At 58.6% G+C, this 17,624-nt stretch carries 18 protein-coding genes; 16 read left to right on the top strand and 2 right to left on the bottom strand.

All coding sequences use genetic code 11. The annotated features are described in order from the left end of the window. Positions 1 to 9 precede the first annotated feature (9 nt). Positions 10 to 1,671, bottom strand: coding sequence for an L-aspartate oxidase (gene nadB / locus SVU69_05200; GenBank protein MDY6942394.1), 1,662 nt, complete (start codon positions 1,669 to 1,671; stop codon positions 10 to 12). Positions 1,672 to 1,849: 178 nt separating this feature from the next. Between nadB and rpoE the strand changes: the two genes are divergently transcribed. The 13 genes from rpoE to acpS all read left to right on the top strand — a co-directional run bounded on the left by rpoE (position 1,850) and on the right by acpS (position 11,615). Then, positions 1,850 to 2,428 (top strand): RNA polymerase sigma factor RpoE, encoded by a 579-nt coding sequence (gene rpoE, locus SVU69_05195; GenBank protein MDY6942393.1) that lies wholly within the window; start codon positions 1,850 to 1,852, stop codon positions 2,426 to 2,428. Positions 2,429 to 2,457: 29 nt separating this feature from the next. Further along, positions 2,458 to 3,126, top strand: a complete 669-nt coding sequence (locus tag SVU69_05190; protein MDY6942392.1) for a sigma-E factor negative regulatory protein — start codon at positions 2,458 to 2,460, stop codon at positions 3,124 to 3,126. After that, the gene (locus SVU69_05185) at positions 3,123 to 4,103 is read left to right on the top strand and encodes a MucB/RseB C-terminal domain-containing protein (GenBank protein ID MDY6942391.1); all 981 of its coding nucleotides are present in this window, start codon (positions 3,123 to 3,125) and stop codon (positions 4,101 to 4,103) included. The genes SVU69_05190 and SVU69_05185 overlap by 4 nt, the downstream gene beginning before the upstream one ends. Beyond that, on the top strand, positions 4,100 to 4,594 hold the full coding sequence (locus SVU69_05180) for a SoxR reducing system RseC family protein (GenBank protein ID MDY6942390.1): 495 nt from the start codon (positions 4,100 to 4,102) through the stop codon (positions 4,592 to 4,594). Before SVU69_05185 ends, SVU69_05180 begins: the two co-directional genes overlap by 4 nt. A 124-nt stretch (positions 4,595 to 4,718) precedes the next feature. Beyond that, positions 4,719 to 4,979 (top strand): glutaredoxin family protein, encoded by a 261-nt coding sequence (locus SVU69_05175; GenBank protein ID MDY6942389.1) that lies wholly within the window; start codon positions 4,719 to 4,721, stop codon positions 4,977 to 4,979. Positions 4,980 to 5,107: 128 nt separating this feature from the next. Further along, positions 5,108 to 6,910 (top strand): translation elongation factor 4, encoded by a 1,803-nt coding sequence (lepA, locus tag SVU69_05170; protein MDY6942388.1) that lies wholly within the window; start codon positions 5,108 to 5,110, stop codon positions 6,908 to 6,910. A gap of 34 nt (positions 6,911 to 6,944) precedes the next feature. Next, the gene (lepB, locus tag SVU69_05165; GenBank protein MDY6942387.1) at positions 6,945 to 7,736 is read left to right on the top strand and encodes a signal peptidase I; all 792 of its coding nucleotides are present in this window, start codon (positions 6,945 to 6,947) and stop codon (positions 7,734 to 7,736) included. A gap of 68 nt (positions 7,737 to 7,804) precedes the next feature. Further along, positions 7,805 to 8,170, top strand: a complete 366-nt coding sequence (locus SVU69_05160) for a DUF4845 domain-containing protein (GenBank protein MDY6942386.1) — start codon at positions 7,805 to 7,807, stop codon at positions 8,168 to 8,170. After that, entirely contained in the window at positions 8,167 to 8,847 is a 681-nt protein-coding gene (gene rnc, locus SVU69_05155) for a ribonuclease III (protein MDY6942385.1), read from the top strand. Before SVU69_05160 ends, rnc begins: the two co-directional genes overlap by 4 nt. Continuing rightward, positions 8,840 to 9,757, top strand: a complete 918-nt coding sequence (gene era / locus SVU69_05150; protein MDY6942384.1) for a GTPase Era — start codon at positions 8,840 to 8,842, stop codon at positions 9,755 to 9,757. Before rnc ends, era begins: the two co-directional genes overlap by 8 nt. A 3-nt stretch (positions 9,758 to 9,760) precedes the next feature. Further along, the gene (gene recO, locus SVU69_05145; protein MDY6942383.1) at positions 9,761 to 10,498 is read left to right on the top strand and encodes a DNA repair protein RecO; all 738 of its coding nucleotides are present in this window, start codon (positions 9,761 to 9,763) and stop codon (positions 10,496 to 10,498) included. Then, positions 10,495 to 11,244: a pyridoxine 5'-phosphate synthase gene (gene pdxJ / locus SVU69_05140; GenBank protein MDY6942382.1), complete on the top strand. Its 750-nt coding sequence runs from the start codon at positions 10,495 to 10,497 to the stop codon at positions 11,242 to 11,244. Before recO ends, pdxJ begins: the two co-directional genes overlap by 4 nt. Next, complete coding sequence (acpS, locus tag SVU69_05135) at positions 11,241 to 11,615, top strand: holo-ACP synthase (GenBank protein MDY6942381.1); 375 nt, start codon at positions 11,241 to 11,243, stop codon at positions 11,613 to 11,615. The genes pdxJ and acpS overlap by 4 nt, the downstream gene beginning before the upstream one ends. A gap of 21 nt (positions 11,616 to 11,636) precedes the next feature. Here acpS and SVU69_05130 read toward each other — a convergent pair whose 3' ends face one another. Beyond that, positions 11,637 to 14,372 (bottom strand): response regulator, encoded by a 2,736-nt coding sequence (locus tag SVU69_05130; GenBank protein ID MDY6942380.1) that lies wholly within the window; start codon positions 14,370 to 14,372, stop codon positions 11,637 to 11,639. A 156-nt stretch (positions 14,373 to 14,528) separates the two neighbouring features. Here SVU69_05130 and cysM point away from each other — a divergent pair, with 156 nt between their 5' ends. The 3 genes from cysM to rlmD are packed head-to-tail and all read left to right on the top strand — an operon-like array spanning position 14,529 to position 17,592. Further along, the gene (cysM, locus tag SVU69_05125) at positions 14,529 to 15,419 is read left to right on the top strand and encodes a cysteine synthase CysM (GenBank protein MDY6942379.1); all 891 of its coding nucleotides are present in this window, start codon (positions 14,529 to 14,531) and stop codon (positions 15,417 to 15,419) included. 32 nt (positions 15,420 to 15,451) lie between these two features. Then, positions 15,452 to 16,249, top strand: a complete 798-nt coding sequence (locus tag SVU69_05120; protein ID MDY6942378.1) for a 3'-5' exonuclease — start codon at positions 15,452 to 15,454, stop codon at positions 16,247 to 16,249. A gap of 5 nt (positions 16,250 to 16,254) precedes the next feature. Next, complete coding sequence (gene rlmD / locus SVU69_05115; protein MDY6942377.1) at positions 16,255 to 17,592, top strand: 23S rRNA (uracil(1939)-C(5))-methyltransferase RlmD; 1,338 nt, start codon at positions 16,255 to 16,257, stop codon at positions 17,590 to 17,592. The last annotated feature ends 32 nt before the right edge of the window (positions 17,593 to 17,624 follow it).

The raw sequence follows: 17,624 nt of genomic DNA, 5'->3' as shown, positions 1-17,624 counted from the left end.
GGGGCGGACCTAAGGCCGTTCGCTCCACCATGTGGTGGTGTGGCGGGTTCCGGCAAAGTTCTCCGGAATCAGGACACTGATTTGGGGGGCATCACTGGGTTCGCGGTAGTCCAGCGTGTAATGCAAGCCACGGCTCTCACGCCGGGATAACGCACAGCGCACGATGAGATCCGCCACTTGCGCCAAGTTCCGAAGTTCCAGTAAGTCACGGCTCACACGGAAATTACCGTAATAGTCCGCGATTTCGCTCCGGAGCAGCTGAATTCGGCGCTGTGCCCGCTGCAGTCGTTTGGTGGTTCGGACGATGCCGACATAATCCCACATAAAGGTGCGCAGCTCGTCCCAATTGTGTGTCACCACCACTTCTTCGTCCGAATCGGTGACGCGACTTTCATCCCATGGTTTAAGGGTCGGTGCCGGCGCGATGTTCCGCAGGTGTCGGCCGATGTCTTCCGCTGCGGAGGTGCCAAACACTAAACATTCCAGCAAAGAGTTGCTGGCCATGCGATTGGCGCCGTGTAATCCGGTGTAAGCGGTTTCCCCAACGGCGTAGAGGCCCTCGAGGTCGGTTCGGCCATAGGTATCGGTGACGATGCCACCGCAGGTGTAGTGTGCGGCAGGAACGACCGGCAGCGGCTCTTGCGTGATGTCGAAGCCCAGTTCCAGGCATTGGGCGTGGATGTTCGGGAAATGCTGTCGGATGAACTCGGCGCTCTTGTGGCTGATGTCCAAGCCCACATGGGCGATGCCCAGTCGCTTCATCTCATGATCGATCGCGCGCGCGACGATATCTCGAGGCGCCAATTCACCCCGGGGATCGAAGCGCTGCATGAAGCGGCTTCCATCGGGCAAAATGAGCCGCCCGCCTTCACCCCGCACCGCTTCGCTGATGAGAAACGAGCGGGCGGCTTGAGTGGGTGCGCCGGGTAGATAAAGACAGGTGGGGTGGAACTGCATGAATTCCATGTTGGCCACGCGACAACCGGCCCGCCAAGCCACGGCGATGCCGTCGCCGGTCGAACCGTCCGGGTTGCTGGAGTAGCGGTAAACTCGACTGGCGCCGCCGGTCGCCAGGACGGTAAATTTCGCCGCGATCGGTTCCACCTGGCGATTTTCGTGATCGTAGACATAAGCGCCAAGGCAGCGAGGCGGGAAAAATCCGGGCCTTCCGTGCGTGATCAGATCAACGATGACGCGGTTTTCCAATAAGGTGATGTTAGGATGCGAGTGCGCCCGCTGCTGCAGCGTATCTGCGATGGCCGCCCCGGTGGCATCCGCGGCGTGAACAACCCGCCGATGGCTGTGGCCACCTTCGCGAGTTAAGTGAAATGAGGAGCCATCGACGTGCTCGTCTTCCGACTTTCGAGTGAACGGGACGCCCAGATCAGCCAGCCACCGGATGGCGGCCGGTCCCCGTTCGACGGTGAATCGCACCGTCGATTCATCACACAGTCCGGCGCCGACGTTCAGCGTGTCCTGGACGTGAGCATCAAGGGAATCTTTGGCATCCAGAACTGCGGAAATACCGCCTTGGGCGTAAGCGGTGCTGCCAGCCGACAGACCTCCTTTGGATAGCACGGTGACGCGACAATGGTCGGCCAGCCGGAGAGCAAGTGTCAGCCCGGCGGCGCCGCTGCCTACGACCAACACGTCGGTCGACGGGTATTGCATAGATCGTCCTGTGGGAGATTGCTACAATCGGCGGCCAAACGAGCATACCGATCTGTGACCGATTGCGTGCATAACCGCAATACTATAACTGTTCGGGTTGTTTGGTGGCGAACTTACCCCAACCGGGCTTGTCTAGCGAATAGGCGGTTTAGTTGCGGGCATGAGGAGAAATGCCCGCATGGGCAAATTGAGTGTAGATCAGGAACTGGTGGAACGCGTCAAACAGGGCGACAAGGCAGCGTTCGATATTCTCGTACGAAAGTATCAGAACAAAGTCGTGAAGCTGGTATCACGCTACGTGCATGAACCCAGCGATGCCTACGATGTGACCCAAGAGGCATTCATCAAAGCCTATCGGGCGATTCCATCGTTTCGTGGCGACAGCGCCTTTTATACGTGGCTGTACCGCATCGCAATCAATACTGCCAAGAATTTCCTGGTGGCGCGCGGGCGTGCACCCGTCATGACCGAATCCGAGACGGGCGGCGACGGAAGCGGGGTGGACTTGGCGAACCAGTTGACTGAGATCGACACGCCAGAGGGATTGGTTTTAACCGATGAGATCAAGCAAACGGTCATCGATGCCATTGAGCGCCTGCCGGAAGACCTCCGAACGGCAATCATCCTTCGTGAGCTGGAAGGCATGACATATGAAGAAATCTCGGAAGCAATGGATTGTCCCGTCGGTACGGTGCGGTCCCGTCTGTTTCGTGCCCGAGAAAGTATTGATAAAGAGCTTCGTCCGTTAATGGACTAACAGTTGGCGAGCACAAGAGGTAATGGGGAATGCCAGACAAGGCAGCGCATCAAACAGGATCGGAGCGACAGGTTGGAGACGACCTGTCAGCGGGTATGGATGGCGAATTGGCGCCGACTGAGCAGCGGTTTTTCTGTCGTCGGCTGATTCGAGATGAGTATTCGCGAAAACAGTTCGAAAGATACCATCTCATTGGCGATGTGATTCGTAATTCGCTCCCCGAGCGGGTCAATCCCGATTTGTCGGCGAGCATTATGCGGGCGATCGAGAATGAATCCCATGTGCCCTCGCGTGAATTAAGCTGGGTTTCGATGGCTTCAGGCTTCGCTGTGGCGGCTTCTTTGGTGGCAGTGACGTTTTTCGTGACCTTGCAATCGGGAACGAGCATTACACCGGAGCCAGTGGTCGCGCCTCTCGGGCCGGTCGCCGTCGTGGAAACAACCCCCTCGGAGACTCCTCCGGCGGTACCAACCACTGTAGCCGCACAAGTGCCGGCGGTGGAGACCCAGCCAGAGGAAGCCGTGGTAGCAGATGCGGGCAACCGGTTGCAGCGGGCCCGAGAGCGCATGGACGAACGCCTAGACAGGTTGTTGGCCAGTCACAATGAAGGGCTGGTAGATGCCGGACAGCTTGGCATGTTGCCCTACGTCCGCGTAGTGGACTCCCGGTATGAGCTCACGGCTGCCAGCGCAAGATGATTGCTAGAGCGGCCCTCGTAGTGATTTATGCGCTACTGAGTCTCCATTCCGTCACTTATGCCGACGAGCAAGCTGAGCCGGGGCCCGCCTGGTTGGGTCGCATGGTGCAAGCGGCTGATGAGCTGAGTTACGAAGGCGTGTTTGTTTTCGTCAAGGACGGCGTTCTGGAGGCGGCCAGGGTGATCCATCGCGGGAGCGAAGGCCATCGTACCCGGATTGTTTCGCTGAACGGTGAGCTCCGTGAAATTCATCGCGTCGAGGGGCGAGTCATCCGGTATTTTCCCGCACGCGGGATCATGGTGGAGGGTGCGCGGGGGTTTCCGCCGTTTTTCTCCGGTTGGCCCAATAACGTAGAGCGAGTTCTCGCACACTATAAGCTCCACGACGAAGGCCCTGACCGAGTCGCCGACCGGCCCTGTCAACGCACCGCCGTGGTGCCGAAGGACGAGTATCGATTCGGTTATCTGCTTTGCCTGGATCGGGATACCGGGTTGTTATTGGATGCCCAGATGATTGACGATCGTCGTTTGGTTCGACAGCAGGTGATGTTCGCCCAGCTACGAATCGGCGGCGTGACGGACGACTCTGACTTCGAGCCGAATGTGGACGAGTCGCAGCTCAAAAAGCATCCGCATGTCGGAACGTCGGCGATGCCGCCCCCAGATGACGTGGTACGGTGGTATGCTGCCGAACTTCCCCCTGGCTTCGAGACAATGATGCACGGCATACGCCGGCATCCGGACGTGGATCACGATGTCCAACAAGTGGTTTATAGTGACGGTTTGACGGCTATTTCCGTCTTCGTGAGCCCGATTCTGGAGGACGGAGACGTCTTTACCGGAGAATTCCAAAAGGGTTCGGCCAATGCTTATGGTTTCGTGGTCGAAGGCCATCAGATCACCGTCGTCGGTGAAGCGCCTTATCCCACCTTACGATTGATTGGTGAATCCATGCGACAGGGAGACATGGCCGATTGAGTCAGCTCACCGCACTCGCCTACGTCGTATCCACCGAGGACGGGTGGGCAACGGTTCAACCCATTGCAAATAGTGAACTGTGCGGTCGATGCGCCGCGGGTGGAGGTTGCCTTTCCTGGCGACTTGCCGTTAAGGGATCGACGGTATCGACCCGGGTGCGGAATACCATCGCGGCCCGGCCCGGTGATCATGTCATGCTCGCCATCCCGGCGCGACCAGTGGAGAACCATGCGCTGTTTGCCTTTGGATTGCCCTTGTCCGGCTTCTTCGCCGGTTTGCTGTTGGCGCAATCACTTCACGGCGGCGATGGGTTTTCCGGTGGTGGGGCCATGGCAGGTCTGTTTGCGGGATGGCTTGTCGCGCGTTATCGGTTGCGCCGTCCACAGGGTGAAGCGCCATTAGGGCCTATGACGATGCGCCGGCTTGAAACAGCGAGGCCCAGTTGCTCGGTAGCCTCGAATGTTTCGGGCACCGAGCGAGGTTTACCTTAATCGCCGCTTTCCTTGACCCCGCCGTTTTTGAGAGTATGCCGCCCGGACATGGCATGAGCCGATCACTTCGAGGGTGGGTCATGCTCCATCCCTGCGTGATTCACTCAAGGTTCCGAAACTGAGTATGGCCATCGAATTCACGATTTATGGTCGACCCGGGTGTCATTTGTGCGATGTACTCACGGCCGATTTGGCGGCCTTGCTTGAGGGTATGGATCCCGTTGTTGTGCGCCACGTGAACATCGATGGTGTACCGGACTTGGTGGCCCGCTACGCGCTGCGAATACCGGTCTTGGCGGTCGGGGAAGAAGAACTCTCGGAATATCGACTGGATGAGCCGCGAGTTCGGGAATTCCTCGCGCGTTTCGTCAACGAGGCAGGGTAGCCCCCGGTGCCGCTGCCGGTTCGGATTGATATGTTCCGCCGGGCTGGAATTTCGGGATTGAAATCGACATGACACTAACCGTGTGGCCCGCGTAGAATTTCAAGGCTCACAATTAACAGCAAAGCCGAATGCAGCAATTCATCCGCAACTTTTCAATTATTGCCCACATTGATCATGGCAAATCGACGCTAGCCGATCGGTTAATCCAAATATGTGGTGGTCTCAGCAACCGCGAGATGCAAGAGCAAGTCCTCGATTCGATGGATTTGGAGCGCGAGCGCGGAATCACCATTAAGGCCCAGTCGGTGACGCTTCAGTATGCCGCGGGGGACGGAAACACCTATCAGTTGAATTTTATCGACACCCCCGGCCACGTCGATTTCTCGTATGAGGTATCGCGTTCGCTGGCGGCGTGTGAGGGGGCACTGTTGGTCGTCGATGCCGCTCAAGGCGTTGAGGCACAGAGCGTTGCCAACTGCTACACCGCCATCGAGCAGGGACTGGAAGTGGTTCCGGTGTTGAACAAGATCGATCTGCCTCAGTCCGACCCGGATCGGGTCATTCAGGAAATCGAAGACGTGATCGGTCTGGAAGCCACCGACGCTGTTCGTGTGAGCGCCAAGACGGGCGAAGGTGTCGATGAGCTGTTAGAGGTGATTGTTAAGAAAATCCCGCCGCCCAACGGAGATCCCGAAGCACCGCTGCAAGCTTTGATTATCGATTCCTGGTTCGACAATTATGTTGGCGTGATCTCGCTGGTCCGGGTGGTTTCCGGACGCCTGGCGGTGGGTGAAAAAATGCAGGTCATGTCTACCGGACGTGCCCATATCGTAAATCGTCTTGGGGCATTTAGGCCCAAACCGGCCGATCAGCGGGCCTTGGAAACTGGCGAAGTCGGCTATGTGATTGCCGGAATCAAAGAAATCGACGGCGCACCGGTGGGCGATACGTTGACCCATGTCGACCGGCCTTGTGCGTCTCGATTGCCCGGATTCAAGGCGGTGCAGCCCCGGGTTTTTGCCGGATTGTTCACCGTCAGCTCCGATGATTACGAAGATCTGCGCGAGGCGCTGCAAAAACTCAGACTGAATGATGCCGCGCTTCATTTCGAGCCGGAAACTTCCAGTGCGTTGGGATTCGGTTTCCGCTGCGGTTTTCTCGGTATGTTGCACATGGAGATCGTTCAGGAGCGCCTTGAGCGCGAATACGACCTGGACCTGATCACCACCGCGCCCACGGTGATTTACCAAGTGGTAACCACCGCCAGTGAAACCATTGAGGTGGATAATCCCACCAAACTGCCGCCCGTGAACGAGATTGAGGAAATCCGCGAGCCGATTATTGCGGCCAGCATTCTATGTCCGCAGGAGCATGTCGGAGCGGTCATCACGCTGTGCGAGCAACGGCGGGGCACGCAAAAACGCCTCCAATATCTCGGCAGCCAAGTGTCCATCGAGTATGAACTGCCGCTGAGTGAAGTCGTTTTGGATTTCTTCGATCAGCTCAAGTCGGTTAGCCGAGGATTCGCCTCATTCGACTATCGCCTGGAACGTTTCCAAGCCGCCGATCTGGTCAAGTTGGATTTGTTGATCAATGGCCAACGCGTTGATGCGTTGTCGGTGATTGCCCACCGGGATCAAGCGCAGAGCCGTGGTCGGCAATTGGCGGAAAGAATGCGTGAGTTGATTCCAAGGCAGATGTTCGAAGTCGCCATACAGGCGGCGATCGGCAATCACGTCGTCTGCAGAACCAACGTAAAAGCGTTGAGAAAGAACGTCACGGCCAAGTGCTACGGGGGCGACATCACCCGTAAAAAGAAACTATTGGAAAAGCAAAAAGCCGGTAAGCGACGGATGAAACAAATCGGTCGTGTGGAAGTGCCACAGGAGGCATTTCTCGCTGTGTTGGACGTCGGTAAAAAATCCAGTTAGCAGCGGGCGAATGGGGAGTATCTAAGGAGAACATATGCACGCTGATTTTTCGCTTTTGCTGGTGGTGCTGACGCTGATAACGGGGGTTCTGTGGGGACTTGATAAGTTTCGATGGGAACCCCGCCGCCAGCGCGAAGCCGAGGCGTCCGATCAGCCACCGGAGGAGCCCTCCACGCTGGTCGATTTCGGTCGCAGCTTGTTTCCTGTCGTGCTGGTGGTTTTGCTCGTTCGGTCGTTTGTGGTCGAGCCGTTTCGGATTCCCTCCGCCTCGATGGTGCCGACCTTGCTCACGGGCGACTTTATCCTGGTGAACAAATTTCGGTACGGAATTCGTCTACCGGTATCGAATATCGAAATCCTGGAATGGCGGGAACCGGAGCGTGGTGACGTGATGGTATTCCGTTTTCCCGAAGATCCCTCAAAAGATTTCATCAAGCGGGTGGTGGGCTTGCCGGGCGACGAAATTGCCTACCGGGAGAAACAGGTCTTTATAAATGGGGAGCCAGTGCCGATGACAAGGCTGGGCCTTTATACAGGAACTGGTGCGCCGCGAATCGCCCGCGCGTGGCGCTACCGGGAAGATTTGCCCGGAAACGCCCACGAAGTGTTGCTCACCTCCGGTCGGCCGTCCCTTGAGAGCGTGCAACGGGTACCGGAAGGTCATTACTTCGTGATGGGTGATAATCGGGACAACAGTGATGACAGTCGCCGCTGGGGCATGGTTCCTGAAGCCAATCTGGTGGGCAAAGCGGTGGTCATCTGGATGAACTGGGATCACAACAAGGGTCTGCCTGGGTGGTCCCGCATCGGACAAATCATCGACTAATTTTAGTTGGATGTGCACGGCAGTGCCGCGGGAACCAAGCGATTGACCAGCGAAGGGTGAATTCAATCATGATTCGGCAAAAAGGTATTGGCATCCCCGGCATAATGGCATTGATTGTGGTCGTCACGTTTTCCGGCTATACCGCTTTTCTTTTGCTACCGATTTATTTGGATTACTTGAAAGTCTCGTCGTCAATCCAATCGTTGACTGAACTGCCGGAAACCGAGGACTTGTCGCCAAGAAACGTTCGGGACCTGATATTGCGCCGTTTTCAGATTAATCAGGTCAGTCATGTCGGCAATAGCGATCTGGTTATCTTCCGTGAGAACGATTCCACCGTCGTGCAGGCGGATTATGAAGTTCGAACCCCATGGTTCTGGAATATCGATCTGGTGCTCAAATTCTCCGAAGAGGTTGAGGTCGGCGGTCGTTGAATACGCGTACGGACATATTGCAAGATCGTTTGGAATATCAGTTTCGCGATGCTCAATTGCTGGAAAGCGCGCTCACCCATCGCAGCTTCAGTCGGCGAAACTACGAGCGACTGGAATTCTTAGGCGATGCGGCTCTTAATTTGGTGATCTCGCAGGCGTTGTTCGAGCGTTGTCCGGATCTGGCCGAGGGTGATCTCAGTCGTATGCGAGCGACGTTGGTGAAGGGTGATACCCTGGCGCAGATTGCGCAGGAACTCGATCTGGGGCGATTTCTTCGTTTGGGTGCTGGTGCCCGCAAGACGGGCGGTTTTCGGCGAAAATCTATCCTGGCCGATGCCATCGAAGCCGTCATAGGCGCTGTTTACCTTGATGGTGGGTTTCCCGCGGTTTCCGGTTTGATCGCGCGATTGTTCACATCGCGCTTGGAGAATCTACCGTCGGTCGATGACCTCAAAGATGCCAAAACCCGCCTTCAGGAATATCTGCAGGGACGGGGCGTCCCGGTGCCGCGATACGAAGTATTGGAGGTCACCGGCGCCGATCACGAGCAGCAGTTTCTGGTGGCCTGTCATATCGACAATACGGATCAGTCCTACACCGGGCAAGGACGCAGCCGTCGGCAGGCCGAACAACGCGCTGCCGAGTCCGCTTATCAGGTGCTGTCCGGCCATGAATAATACCTTCGTCTCGACGGCATCCGCTTACCGCAGTGGGTTCGTGGCGTTGGCTGGCCGACCCAACGTGGGAAAATCCACCCTGGTCAATCGGGTGGTGGGTCAGAAGATCAGCATCGTCACACGGAAACCGCAGACCACACGTCATCGTATTCATGGCATACACACGCGGCCCGACGGACAGATCGTTTTCATCGATGCGCCCGGTATTCACCAATCCGGCGGGCGGGCCATCAACCGGGAAATGAACCGGGCGGCCCTCGCTGCGCTCGATGAAGCGGATCTGGTGTTGTTTGTGGTGGACGCCGAGCGTTGGACCCCGGAAGATCAAGCCGTGGTTGAGCGTCTGCGGCACCATCCGCATCCGGTGGGACTGGTGGTGAATAAGGTCGATCGCATCAAGCCCAAGCAAAAGTTATTGCCGCTTTTGGACTCGCTTTCTCGCAAGATGGATTTCGCCTTCGTGGTGCCGTTATCGGCACAACGCGGGGACAACATCGACGCGCTAGAGCGCGAAATCCTGGCACATTTGCCTACAGGCGAGCCGCTGTTTCCCGAGGAGTACGTCACCGACCGCAGCGAGCGGTTTTTGGTCGGCGAGCTGATTCGGGAGCAGCTCATGCTGCATCTTCACCAGGAAATTCCCTACGCGTTGACCGTGGAAGTCGAATCGTTCAAACGCTCGGACAAGGGCGTCGATATCGGCGCGGTGATCTGGGTGGAACGGGATAGCCAGAAAGGCATGGTCATCGGGGCGCAGGGGCAAAGCTTGAAGCGCATCGGTCGAGCGGCCCGGCTGGCCATTGCGGAAAACCTGGGTGAGTCGGTGCATCTCGAACTCTGGGTCAAAGTGAAAGAAAACTGGACCAACAACCCCGGCGCGTTGGAAGCCTTTGGCTACGACGGAACCTGAGCCGTGACCCGCGTTGATTTGCAGCCTTCCTACCTGCTGCACAGCTATGCTTACCGCGACACCAGCTTGATCGTCGAACTCTTGACTCGCGAGCATGGCCGTATGGGCTTGGTCGCGCGCGGGGTGCGGGGTCCTAAATCGCGCTGGCGCCCGCTTTTGCGGCCATTCGGGCCGTTACTGTGTTCCTGGATGATTCGGGGCGAGTTGGGGCAGCTCACCGGTGTGGAAAGCGGGGCAGTGTTGCCGGCCTTGCAAGGGGATCGGCTGTACTCCGCTTATTACATGAATGAGCTGTTGCTGCGTCTGCTCCGGCGTCAAGATTCCTGTCCGGGGGTTTTCGATCAGTATGCGCTGGCCATCGGTCGGCTGGCTGCCGCGTCGGAGCCCGACACCACCTTGCGAATGTTCGAAAAACATCTGCTTCAGGAATTGGGATTCGGTCTGGTGTTGGAACACGAGGCGGGCAGTGATGCACCCGTTCGCAGTGACCGGTGGTACCGGTATGATGTGGAGGCCGGGCCACGTCCCAGCACGGGTCGTGGCGAGTCCGACATCCCCGGGAGCTGTCTGCTGGCGCTTGCGGAGGAGGCATTCTCCACCGGCGAACAGAGAGAGTACGCAAAACGGCTGCTACGCCGGGTGTTGGCGCACCATTTGGGCGGCGAGCCCTTACGAAGCCGACGTGTGATGAGTGAGCTGCTCACAAAGCGCTCTTCTGCCGAACGGAAAGAATCAGAATGAATACGACCCAACAACCCATTCAGCTGGGTGTCAACATCGACCACGTGGCCACGCTGCGCCAAGCCCGGGGTACCCGATATCCCGACCCGGTGCACGCCGCACTGATGGCCGAACACGCCGGCGCCGATGCCATTACGGTGCACTTACGCGAAGACCGTCGCCACATTCAGGAGCGCGATGTTCGGTTGCTTTTGGAGACAATACAGACCCGAATGAACCTGGAGTTGGCAGCAACCGATGAGATGGTCGCCTTCGCCACCCAGGCCCGGCCGAGCGACTGTTGTCTGGTGCCGGAACGGCGAGATGAGCTCACCACCGAAGGGGGTCTGAACGTCTTGGCTCAATTGAGTTCGCTCAGCAAAGTCTGCGATCGGCTCATGGCGGCCGGAATTCGCCTCTCGCTATTCGTCGACGCCGAAGAGAAGCAGATCCAGGCTTGCGCTCAGTTGGGTGTCCAGGCCATTGAGTTGCACACCGGCGGCTATGCCAATGCTGCGACCCGAGCGCAACGGTCTGAGGAACTGATTCGGCTCAAACGCGCGGCGGAACAAGCGGCGGCGTTGGGCTTGACGGTTCATGCCGGTCACGGCCTGCATTACCACAATGTGTCGCCGGTGGCGGCGATTACCGAGGTGGTGGAGCTCAACATCGGCCACGCCATTGTGGCGCAGGCGATTTTCGATGGGTTGGCCCAAGCCGTCAGGGAGATGAAACGGCTCATGTTGGCAGCACGGCCGATGCCATGATCCGTGGCGTCGGCACGGACATCTGTAGCGTCAAACGCCTGGAGCGCGATCTGGCCCGTTTGGGTGATGGGCTGGCGCGTCGCATTCTGCATCCCGACGAGTGGGAGGACTTCGCCGCCCATCGTTTCCCCGCCCGTTTTCTGGCCAAACGGTTTGCCGCCAAGGAAGCCGTCGCCAAAGCCTTGGGTACCGGTTTTCGCCATGGCATGGGACCGCGCCATATCCGGATAGACCATGACGCGGCCGGCAAGCCCATTGTGGTGTTGGAAGGGCCGGCGGCCCATCTGCTGGCCCGGATCGAAGCCAGCGTGGTCCATGCCACGATCAGCGATGAAAAAGAATACGCCGTGGCCTTTGTCGTGATCGAATGACGGCCGCTGCGGCGTCTGTTTTTAGGGCGCCGTTTGGCGGTTTTGATACGGGCGCAGGAATTGGTCGATTTCCCGGTTCAGACGCGCCAACAAATAGCTCACCTCGCCCTCTTCGCTGCCGCCTTGGTTTAACTGGTTTTCCAATACGAAGGCCGCTTCTTTAATGGCCGACAAGCCGCAGAATGCCGCGGATCCGTGGATCAAATGCACCTGGTCGATCATCTGGCTGAGATTCTGCTCGCCGTAGGCCTGGTTCATCAGGTCTTGTTGTTGCGGGAGATCTTCCAGCAACATCTCTAACACTTCGGCATCCATCAAAGGCGAATCGCCTGTCAGTCGCTTGCCGGACTGTGGCCGGTCGTTTTCGAGGTGCTCAGCAGCACGGTTGTCAGCGGTCTCGCGGCAAAGCCGGGTCAGGCATTCGACGATGGCGGCTTCCTCAATGGGCTTGACCAGGCAGTCGTCCATGCCGGCCTGCCGGAAGCGGCGCCATTCTTCGGGAATCGCGTTGGCGGTGACGGCGATCACGGGTGTGTGGTGGCCCGCGGGCTCGAGTTGCCGGACGTGTTTGACGGCGTCGACCCCGCTCATGACGGGCATGTGCACGTCCAGTAGCAGCGCGTCGTAGTGGGCCTCGCGGAACTTGGCCACGGCCGCCTCGCCATTGTCCACCTCATCGACTTTCGCGCCGTGTCGGCTCAGTAGTGTCGACAACAGCCGCAGATTAACCCGGTTGTCGTCGGCTACCAGCAGGCGCAGACCGGCCAACGCGGGCATCTCTGCGCTGACAGCGCTGATGGTTTCGTCGACGCAGGGATATGTTTCGGCGTCGGTCATTTCGCAGAGGGTGTCCAGCAACTTGTTGCGATTGATCACCTTGGGAAGACTGGACGCCGCGCCCAGATCCCGCAGCCGAGCGTGGACGCTCCGGTCGACCGAGTTCGCCAGCGTAATGACTCGTTGGCGCTGATCGTGCAGCCATGTCAGAAGCTCGGTGGTGGGGCCTTCTGTCAATTGCGCGACGGCCAGGCCAATCACGACGAAATCGTAGTGTCTCTCTTGCGCTTGGCCGATCAGCTCCCGAATATCGGTTGCGCTATCGGCCTCCGTGACGTCGACCCCCCATTGCTCAAGCAAATGGCTGATGGCCAGGCAAGACAGATGGTTCGCGTCGTAGACCAGTGCTTGCCGGTGCGGTAACGCCGGCTGCAGGGATGTCTGTTCGGGCTGTCGGTCCTCGACGGGCAGGCGTTCCAGTGGCAACGTGAACCAAAACTTGGACCCTTTCCCCGGCGTGCTTTCGAAGCCGATTTGGCCGTTCATGGCGTGCAAGAAGCGCTCGGTGATGTACAGACCCAGTCCGGTGCCTTCAAAGCGGCGGGTAAAACGGGTGTCGGCCTGACTGAACGCCTGGAAGATACGACTTTGGTGCTCGGGTTCGATCCCGATCCCGGTATCGCTGACGGTGACTTTGATGGTGACTTGGTCCTCCGACTCGTCGTGGACCATGATTCGAACGGTGACTTGTCCTTCGTTGGTGAATTTCACGGCGTTGTTTAAGAGGTTGGTCAAAATCTGCCGCAAGCGTAGGGCATCGCCGGCCAATTGCAGTGGGACGTCCCGGTAGACCAGGCAGACCAATTCCAAGCCCTTCTCGAAGGCCAACGGCGCCAACAGCCCGACGGTTTCGTCTACCAGTTCCTTGAGGTTGAATGGGCCGTGGTTGATCGTGAGCTTGCCGGCTTCGATACGGGAGAAATCCAGGATATCGTTGATGATGCTGAGCAGATTCTTGGCCGAATTCTCGATGATCTGTACGTATTCGCGCTGTTCTTGATCCACTTCGGTCTGGGCCAGCAGACGGGTGAAGCCCACCATCCCGTTCACCGGGGTGCGAATTTCATGGCTCATATTGGCCAGAAAGCGCGATTTAATCTGGCTGGCTTCCTCGGCGCGGCGTCGGGCCAGGTCGAGCTCGACGTTTTTGATTTCCAATTCCTCGAGTGTGGTGCGCAATTCCGCGTTGGATTGGTAGATTTGTCCCTGCAAGTCTTGGCGGCTGACCAACAACGATTCCGCCATGGCATTGATGCCTCGTTCCAGGGTGCCGAGCTCACCGCCAGACTGTTCGGGTACGCGGCGGGTGAGTTGGCCGCGGCGGAAGCTGCGAACGGCCCGGGTGAGCCGCAATATCGGGATGATGATGTCCCGGCTGGTGCTGAGCGCCAGCAGATAGCTCACCAGCAGGCCCATGGCGGTGATCAGAAGCCCGTTGAACAGCACCTCCATCTGCCGCGTTTGGGTTTCCGACCGGGAGAGCACCACATCGACTCGACCCGGTGCCTCGCTGGTGGGGAATTGGATGGGCCGGGAAAACACACTGGTGCCAAGCCCTGGTTGTCGCAACAGGTATTCCAGCCAACTGGACTCATCCGGGACCTGAGGTATGTTGTTGTCGTTGTGCGCGTCGACCAGGATCTTGCCACCGGGACTGAATACCACCACGGAGAACACCGTGGGATTGGCCAGTGCGATTTGCGTGGCATGCTCCACCAGCGCCATATCTCCACTGCGGATCGCGTACTCGGCCGTGCCGGCCACGTCTCGCGCTAGGGTTTGCCCACGCTCCTCGTGCGCCTGGTCCAAATCCTGAATGCGAACATTGATGAGATAGAAACCCACGATCATGGCAATCAGTGCCGGCGGTACCAAGGCCAGCAGCAGCATTCGATCGCGAATTCCCCAGCTTTTTAGCACGACGCTCCAATCTCCTCGGTGAGTTGTGGCGCGCGGTTAACCGGCGCCGTGTTGTTTATCGTCACAATTGTGAAAATTATATGGGAAATTTGATACTTAGGCGCTCGGTCGGTGCTGCTCGTGTCGGTTGATGCTCTGATGCATTACAATCGCCGCATGGAATTTCCAACCGTAGAAGCATTTGTCGGTAATACCCCGTTGGTCCGTCTGCAGCGGCTCGGCCGCGATACCGGTTGCACCTTGCTGGTGAAACTGGAGGGCAACAATCCGGCCGGCTCAGTCAAGGATAGACCGGCCTTGAGTATGATCCGCCATGCCGAGCAGCGCGGTGAAATCCAGCCTGGGGATGTGCTGATTGAGGCCACCAGCGGTAACACCGGCATCGCCCTGGCTATGGCCGCGGCCATTCGCGGTTACCGTATGGTGCTGATCATGCCCGAGAGCGCCAGCAAAGAGCGCGTGGCCACCATGAAAGCCTACGGAGCGGATATTCGCCTGGTCTCTGCCGAGTCGGGCATGGAAGGGGCGCGTGATTTGGCCGAGCAATTAGTGGCGCAAGGCGAGGGAAAAATCCTCGATCAGTTTGCCAACCCCGATAATCCCCGCGCACATGAGGAAGGAACCGGCCCGGAAATCTGGCGCGACACGGGCGGCACCGTCACTCACTTTGTCAGCTCAATGGGTACCACCGGCACGATCATGGGCTGCTCACGTTACTTGAAGGCCCGAAACCCGGCTGTCCAGGTCGTTGGCGTGCAACCGGCCGACGGCGCCAGCATTCCGGGAATCCGGCGCTGGCCCGAAGCGTATTTGCCGAAGATATTCGATGCCCGGAAAATCGACCGAATCGTTGATATCGACCAAGCCGCAGCCGAGGAAACCACGCGGCAGTTGGCGGCACAGGAAGGTATCCTGGCCGGCGTTTCTTCGGGCGGCTGCGTGGCGGCGATGCTGCGAATCGCGGCCGAGACGCAAAACGCCGTGGTTGTCGGCATCATCTGCGACCGGGGGGATCGTTATCTGTCCACCGGCGTCTTTCCCGTTTAGGACCCGATTGACCGGACGGAACCGAATAGATCATGAATGTCATTGCTTTCGACATCGAGACTGTGCCAGATCTCGATACCGGGCGACGTTTGTACGACGTACCCGATTTGTCCGACGAGGACGTAGCGCGGATCATGTTTCACCAACGGCGGCAAAAGACCGGTCAGGAGTTTTTGCCGCTGCACCTGCACCGCGTCGTGGCCATATCCATCTGTTTGCGCCGAGGCGATCAGTTCAAGGTGTGGTCGTTGGGCGAGCCGGATGCGCCCGAGCGCGAGCTGGTTTCGCGTTTTTACGATGGCATTGACAAGTTTTCCCCCACCATCGTGTCGTGGAACGGCAGCGGCTTCGATCTGCCCGTGCTTCACTACCGCTCGCTCTTGCATGGCGTTCAAGCCCCGCGCTATTGGGAACTCGGTGACGAGGACACGGCTTTTCGATGGAACAACTACCTGGGCCGTTTCCACTGGCGGCACACCGATTTGATGGACGTTTTGGCGGGTTATCAGGCGCGTGCCAACGCCCCGTTGGACGAAGTCGCGGTGATGCTGGGTTTGCCGGGCAAGATGGGTATGCGGGGCGACAAGGTTTGGGATGCCTTTCTGGCCGGGGAGGTCGCCGCCATTCGGGATTACTGCGAAACGGACGCGCTAAATACCTACCTGATTTATCTGCGGTTCCAGCTCATCCGGGGTGATCTCGATCCCGCCGGCTATCAGCGCGAATGCGCCTTGGTGAAAGCCCAGCTGGTGGAGGAGAACAAGCCTCACTTCCAGGCGTTTCTGGCGGCCTGGGACGACGCCGACGACAAAGCAGGGGACGTGAACTGAGTAACATGTCGCGACGCCAAAGACGCAACCGGCTGCCGCCCGATCCGGTTGTCGTGCAGGTGAGCGGTCTGAGCCACGAAGGTCTTGGGATCGCCGCCGTTGAGGGCAAAAAGGTTTTTATCCATGGCGCCTTGCCCGGCGAGACGGTGCGCTACATCACCACCGGCCGGCGCCGGGATTTCGATCAAGGCGACGTGGTGGAGGTGCTGGAGCCCTCGCCCGACCGCGTGGAACCGCGCTGTGAGTTTTTCGGCCGATGCGGCGGCTGTTGTTTGCAACACCTCTCGCCGCAGGCGCAGCTACGCGAGAAGCAACAGCACTTACTGGAAGGACTCAAACGCTTAGGGCAAGTGGAGCCCGATGAGGTTTATGAACCGCTGCTGGGGCCGCACTGGAACTACCGCCGCAAGGCCCGGCTGGCCGTTAAGCAGGTGCACGGCAAAGGCCGGGTACTCATCGGCTTTCGTGAACGTCGCTCGCCTTACGTGGCGGATATGACGCAATGCGAGGTGTTGGATGCCCGTGTGGCGAGCTTGTTGCAGCCGCTATCGGCGCTGGTGGGCGGGTCGAGCATTCCTGACCGCATACCCCAAATCGAGGTGGCTGCGGGCGACGAGCACGTGGCGCTGGTGTTTCGCGTGCTCACCGAGCCGACAGAGGACGATCGTAGCGCATTCCAGGCGTTCGGCCGCGACCATAACGTTCAGATTTACCTGCAACCGGGCAGGCCGGATGCGTTGGTCCCGCTGGAGCCGGACTATCCGCCGCTGTGTTATGAGTTGCCATCGTCAGATGTCACCATTGGCTTCTCGCCGACCGACTTCACGCAGGTCAATGCGCAGATCAATCGTCAGATGGTGGCGCGTGCGCTGGCGTTGCTGGATTGCTCCACTGATAGTCGGGTGTTGGAATTGTTTTCGGGGCTGGGGAATTTCACGCTACCCATCGCCCGCCGCGCAGGGCACGTGGTCGCCGTGGAAGGAGACAAGGCCCTGGTGGCGAAAGGCCAGGAGAACGCGGCGCGAAATGGCATCGAGAATGTCGAATTCCACTATGCTGATCTTTACGATTCAGCTCAATTGCAGAACCCTGTTTGGATGAACGGGGGATTCGACGCGGTATTGCTGGACCCGCCGCGAAGCGGCGCGCGGGAGGTATTGCCGCTGGTGACGCAATCGGGCGCAGCGCGCGTGGTTTATGTGTCCTGCCACCCGGCGACCTTGGCACGCGATGCACAGATTCTGGTGCATGAGTTGGGTTACCGTTTGGCCGGCACAGGGGTGATGGATATGTTTCCCCAAACCCATCATGTTGAAGCCATCGCTTGTTTTGAGCGGCATTAGATTTTGACTACAGACCACGGACTTGCACCGTT

Source organism: Pseudomonadota bacterium (assembly GCA_034189865.1).
In the GTDB taxonomy this organism is placed as follows: Bacteria; Pseudomonadota; Gammaproteobacteria; order UBA5335; family UBA5335; genus JAXHTV01.
Note: the sequence above shows the minus strand (reverse complement) of the source record. Positions and strands in the feature narration are given on the sequence as shown.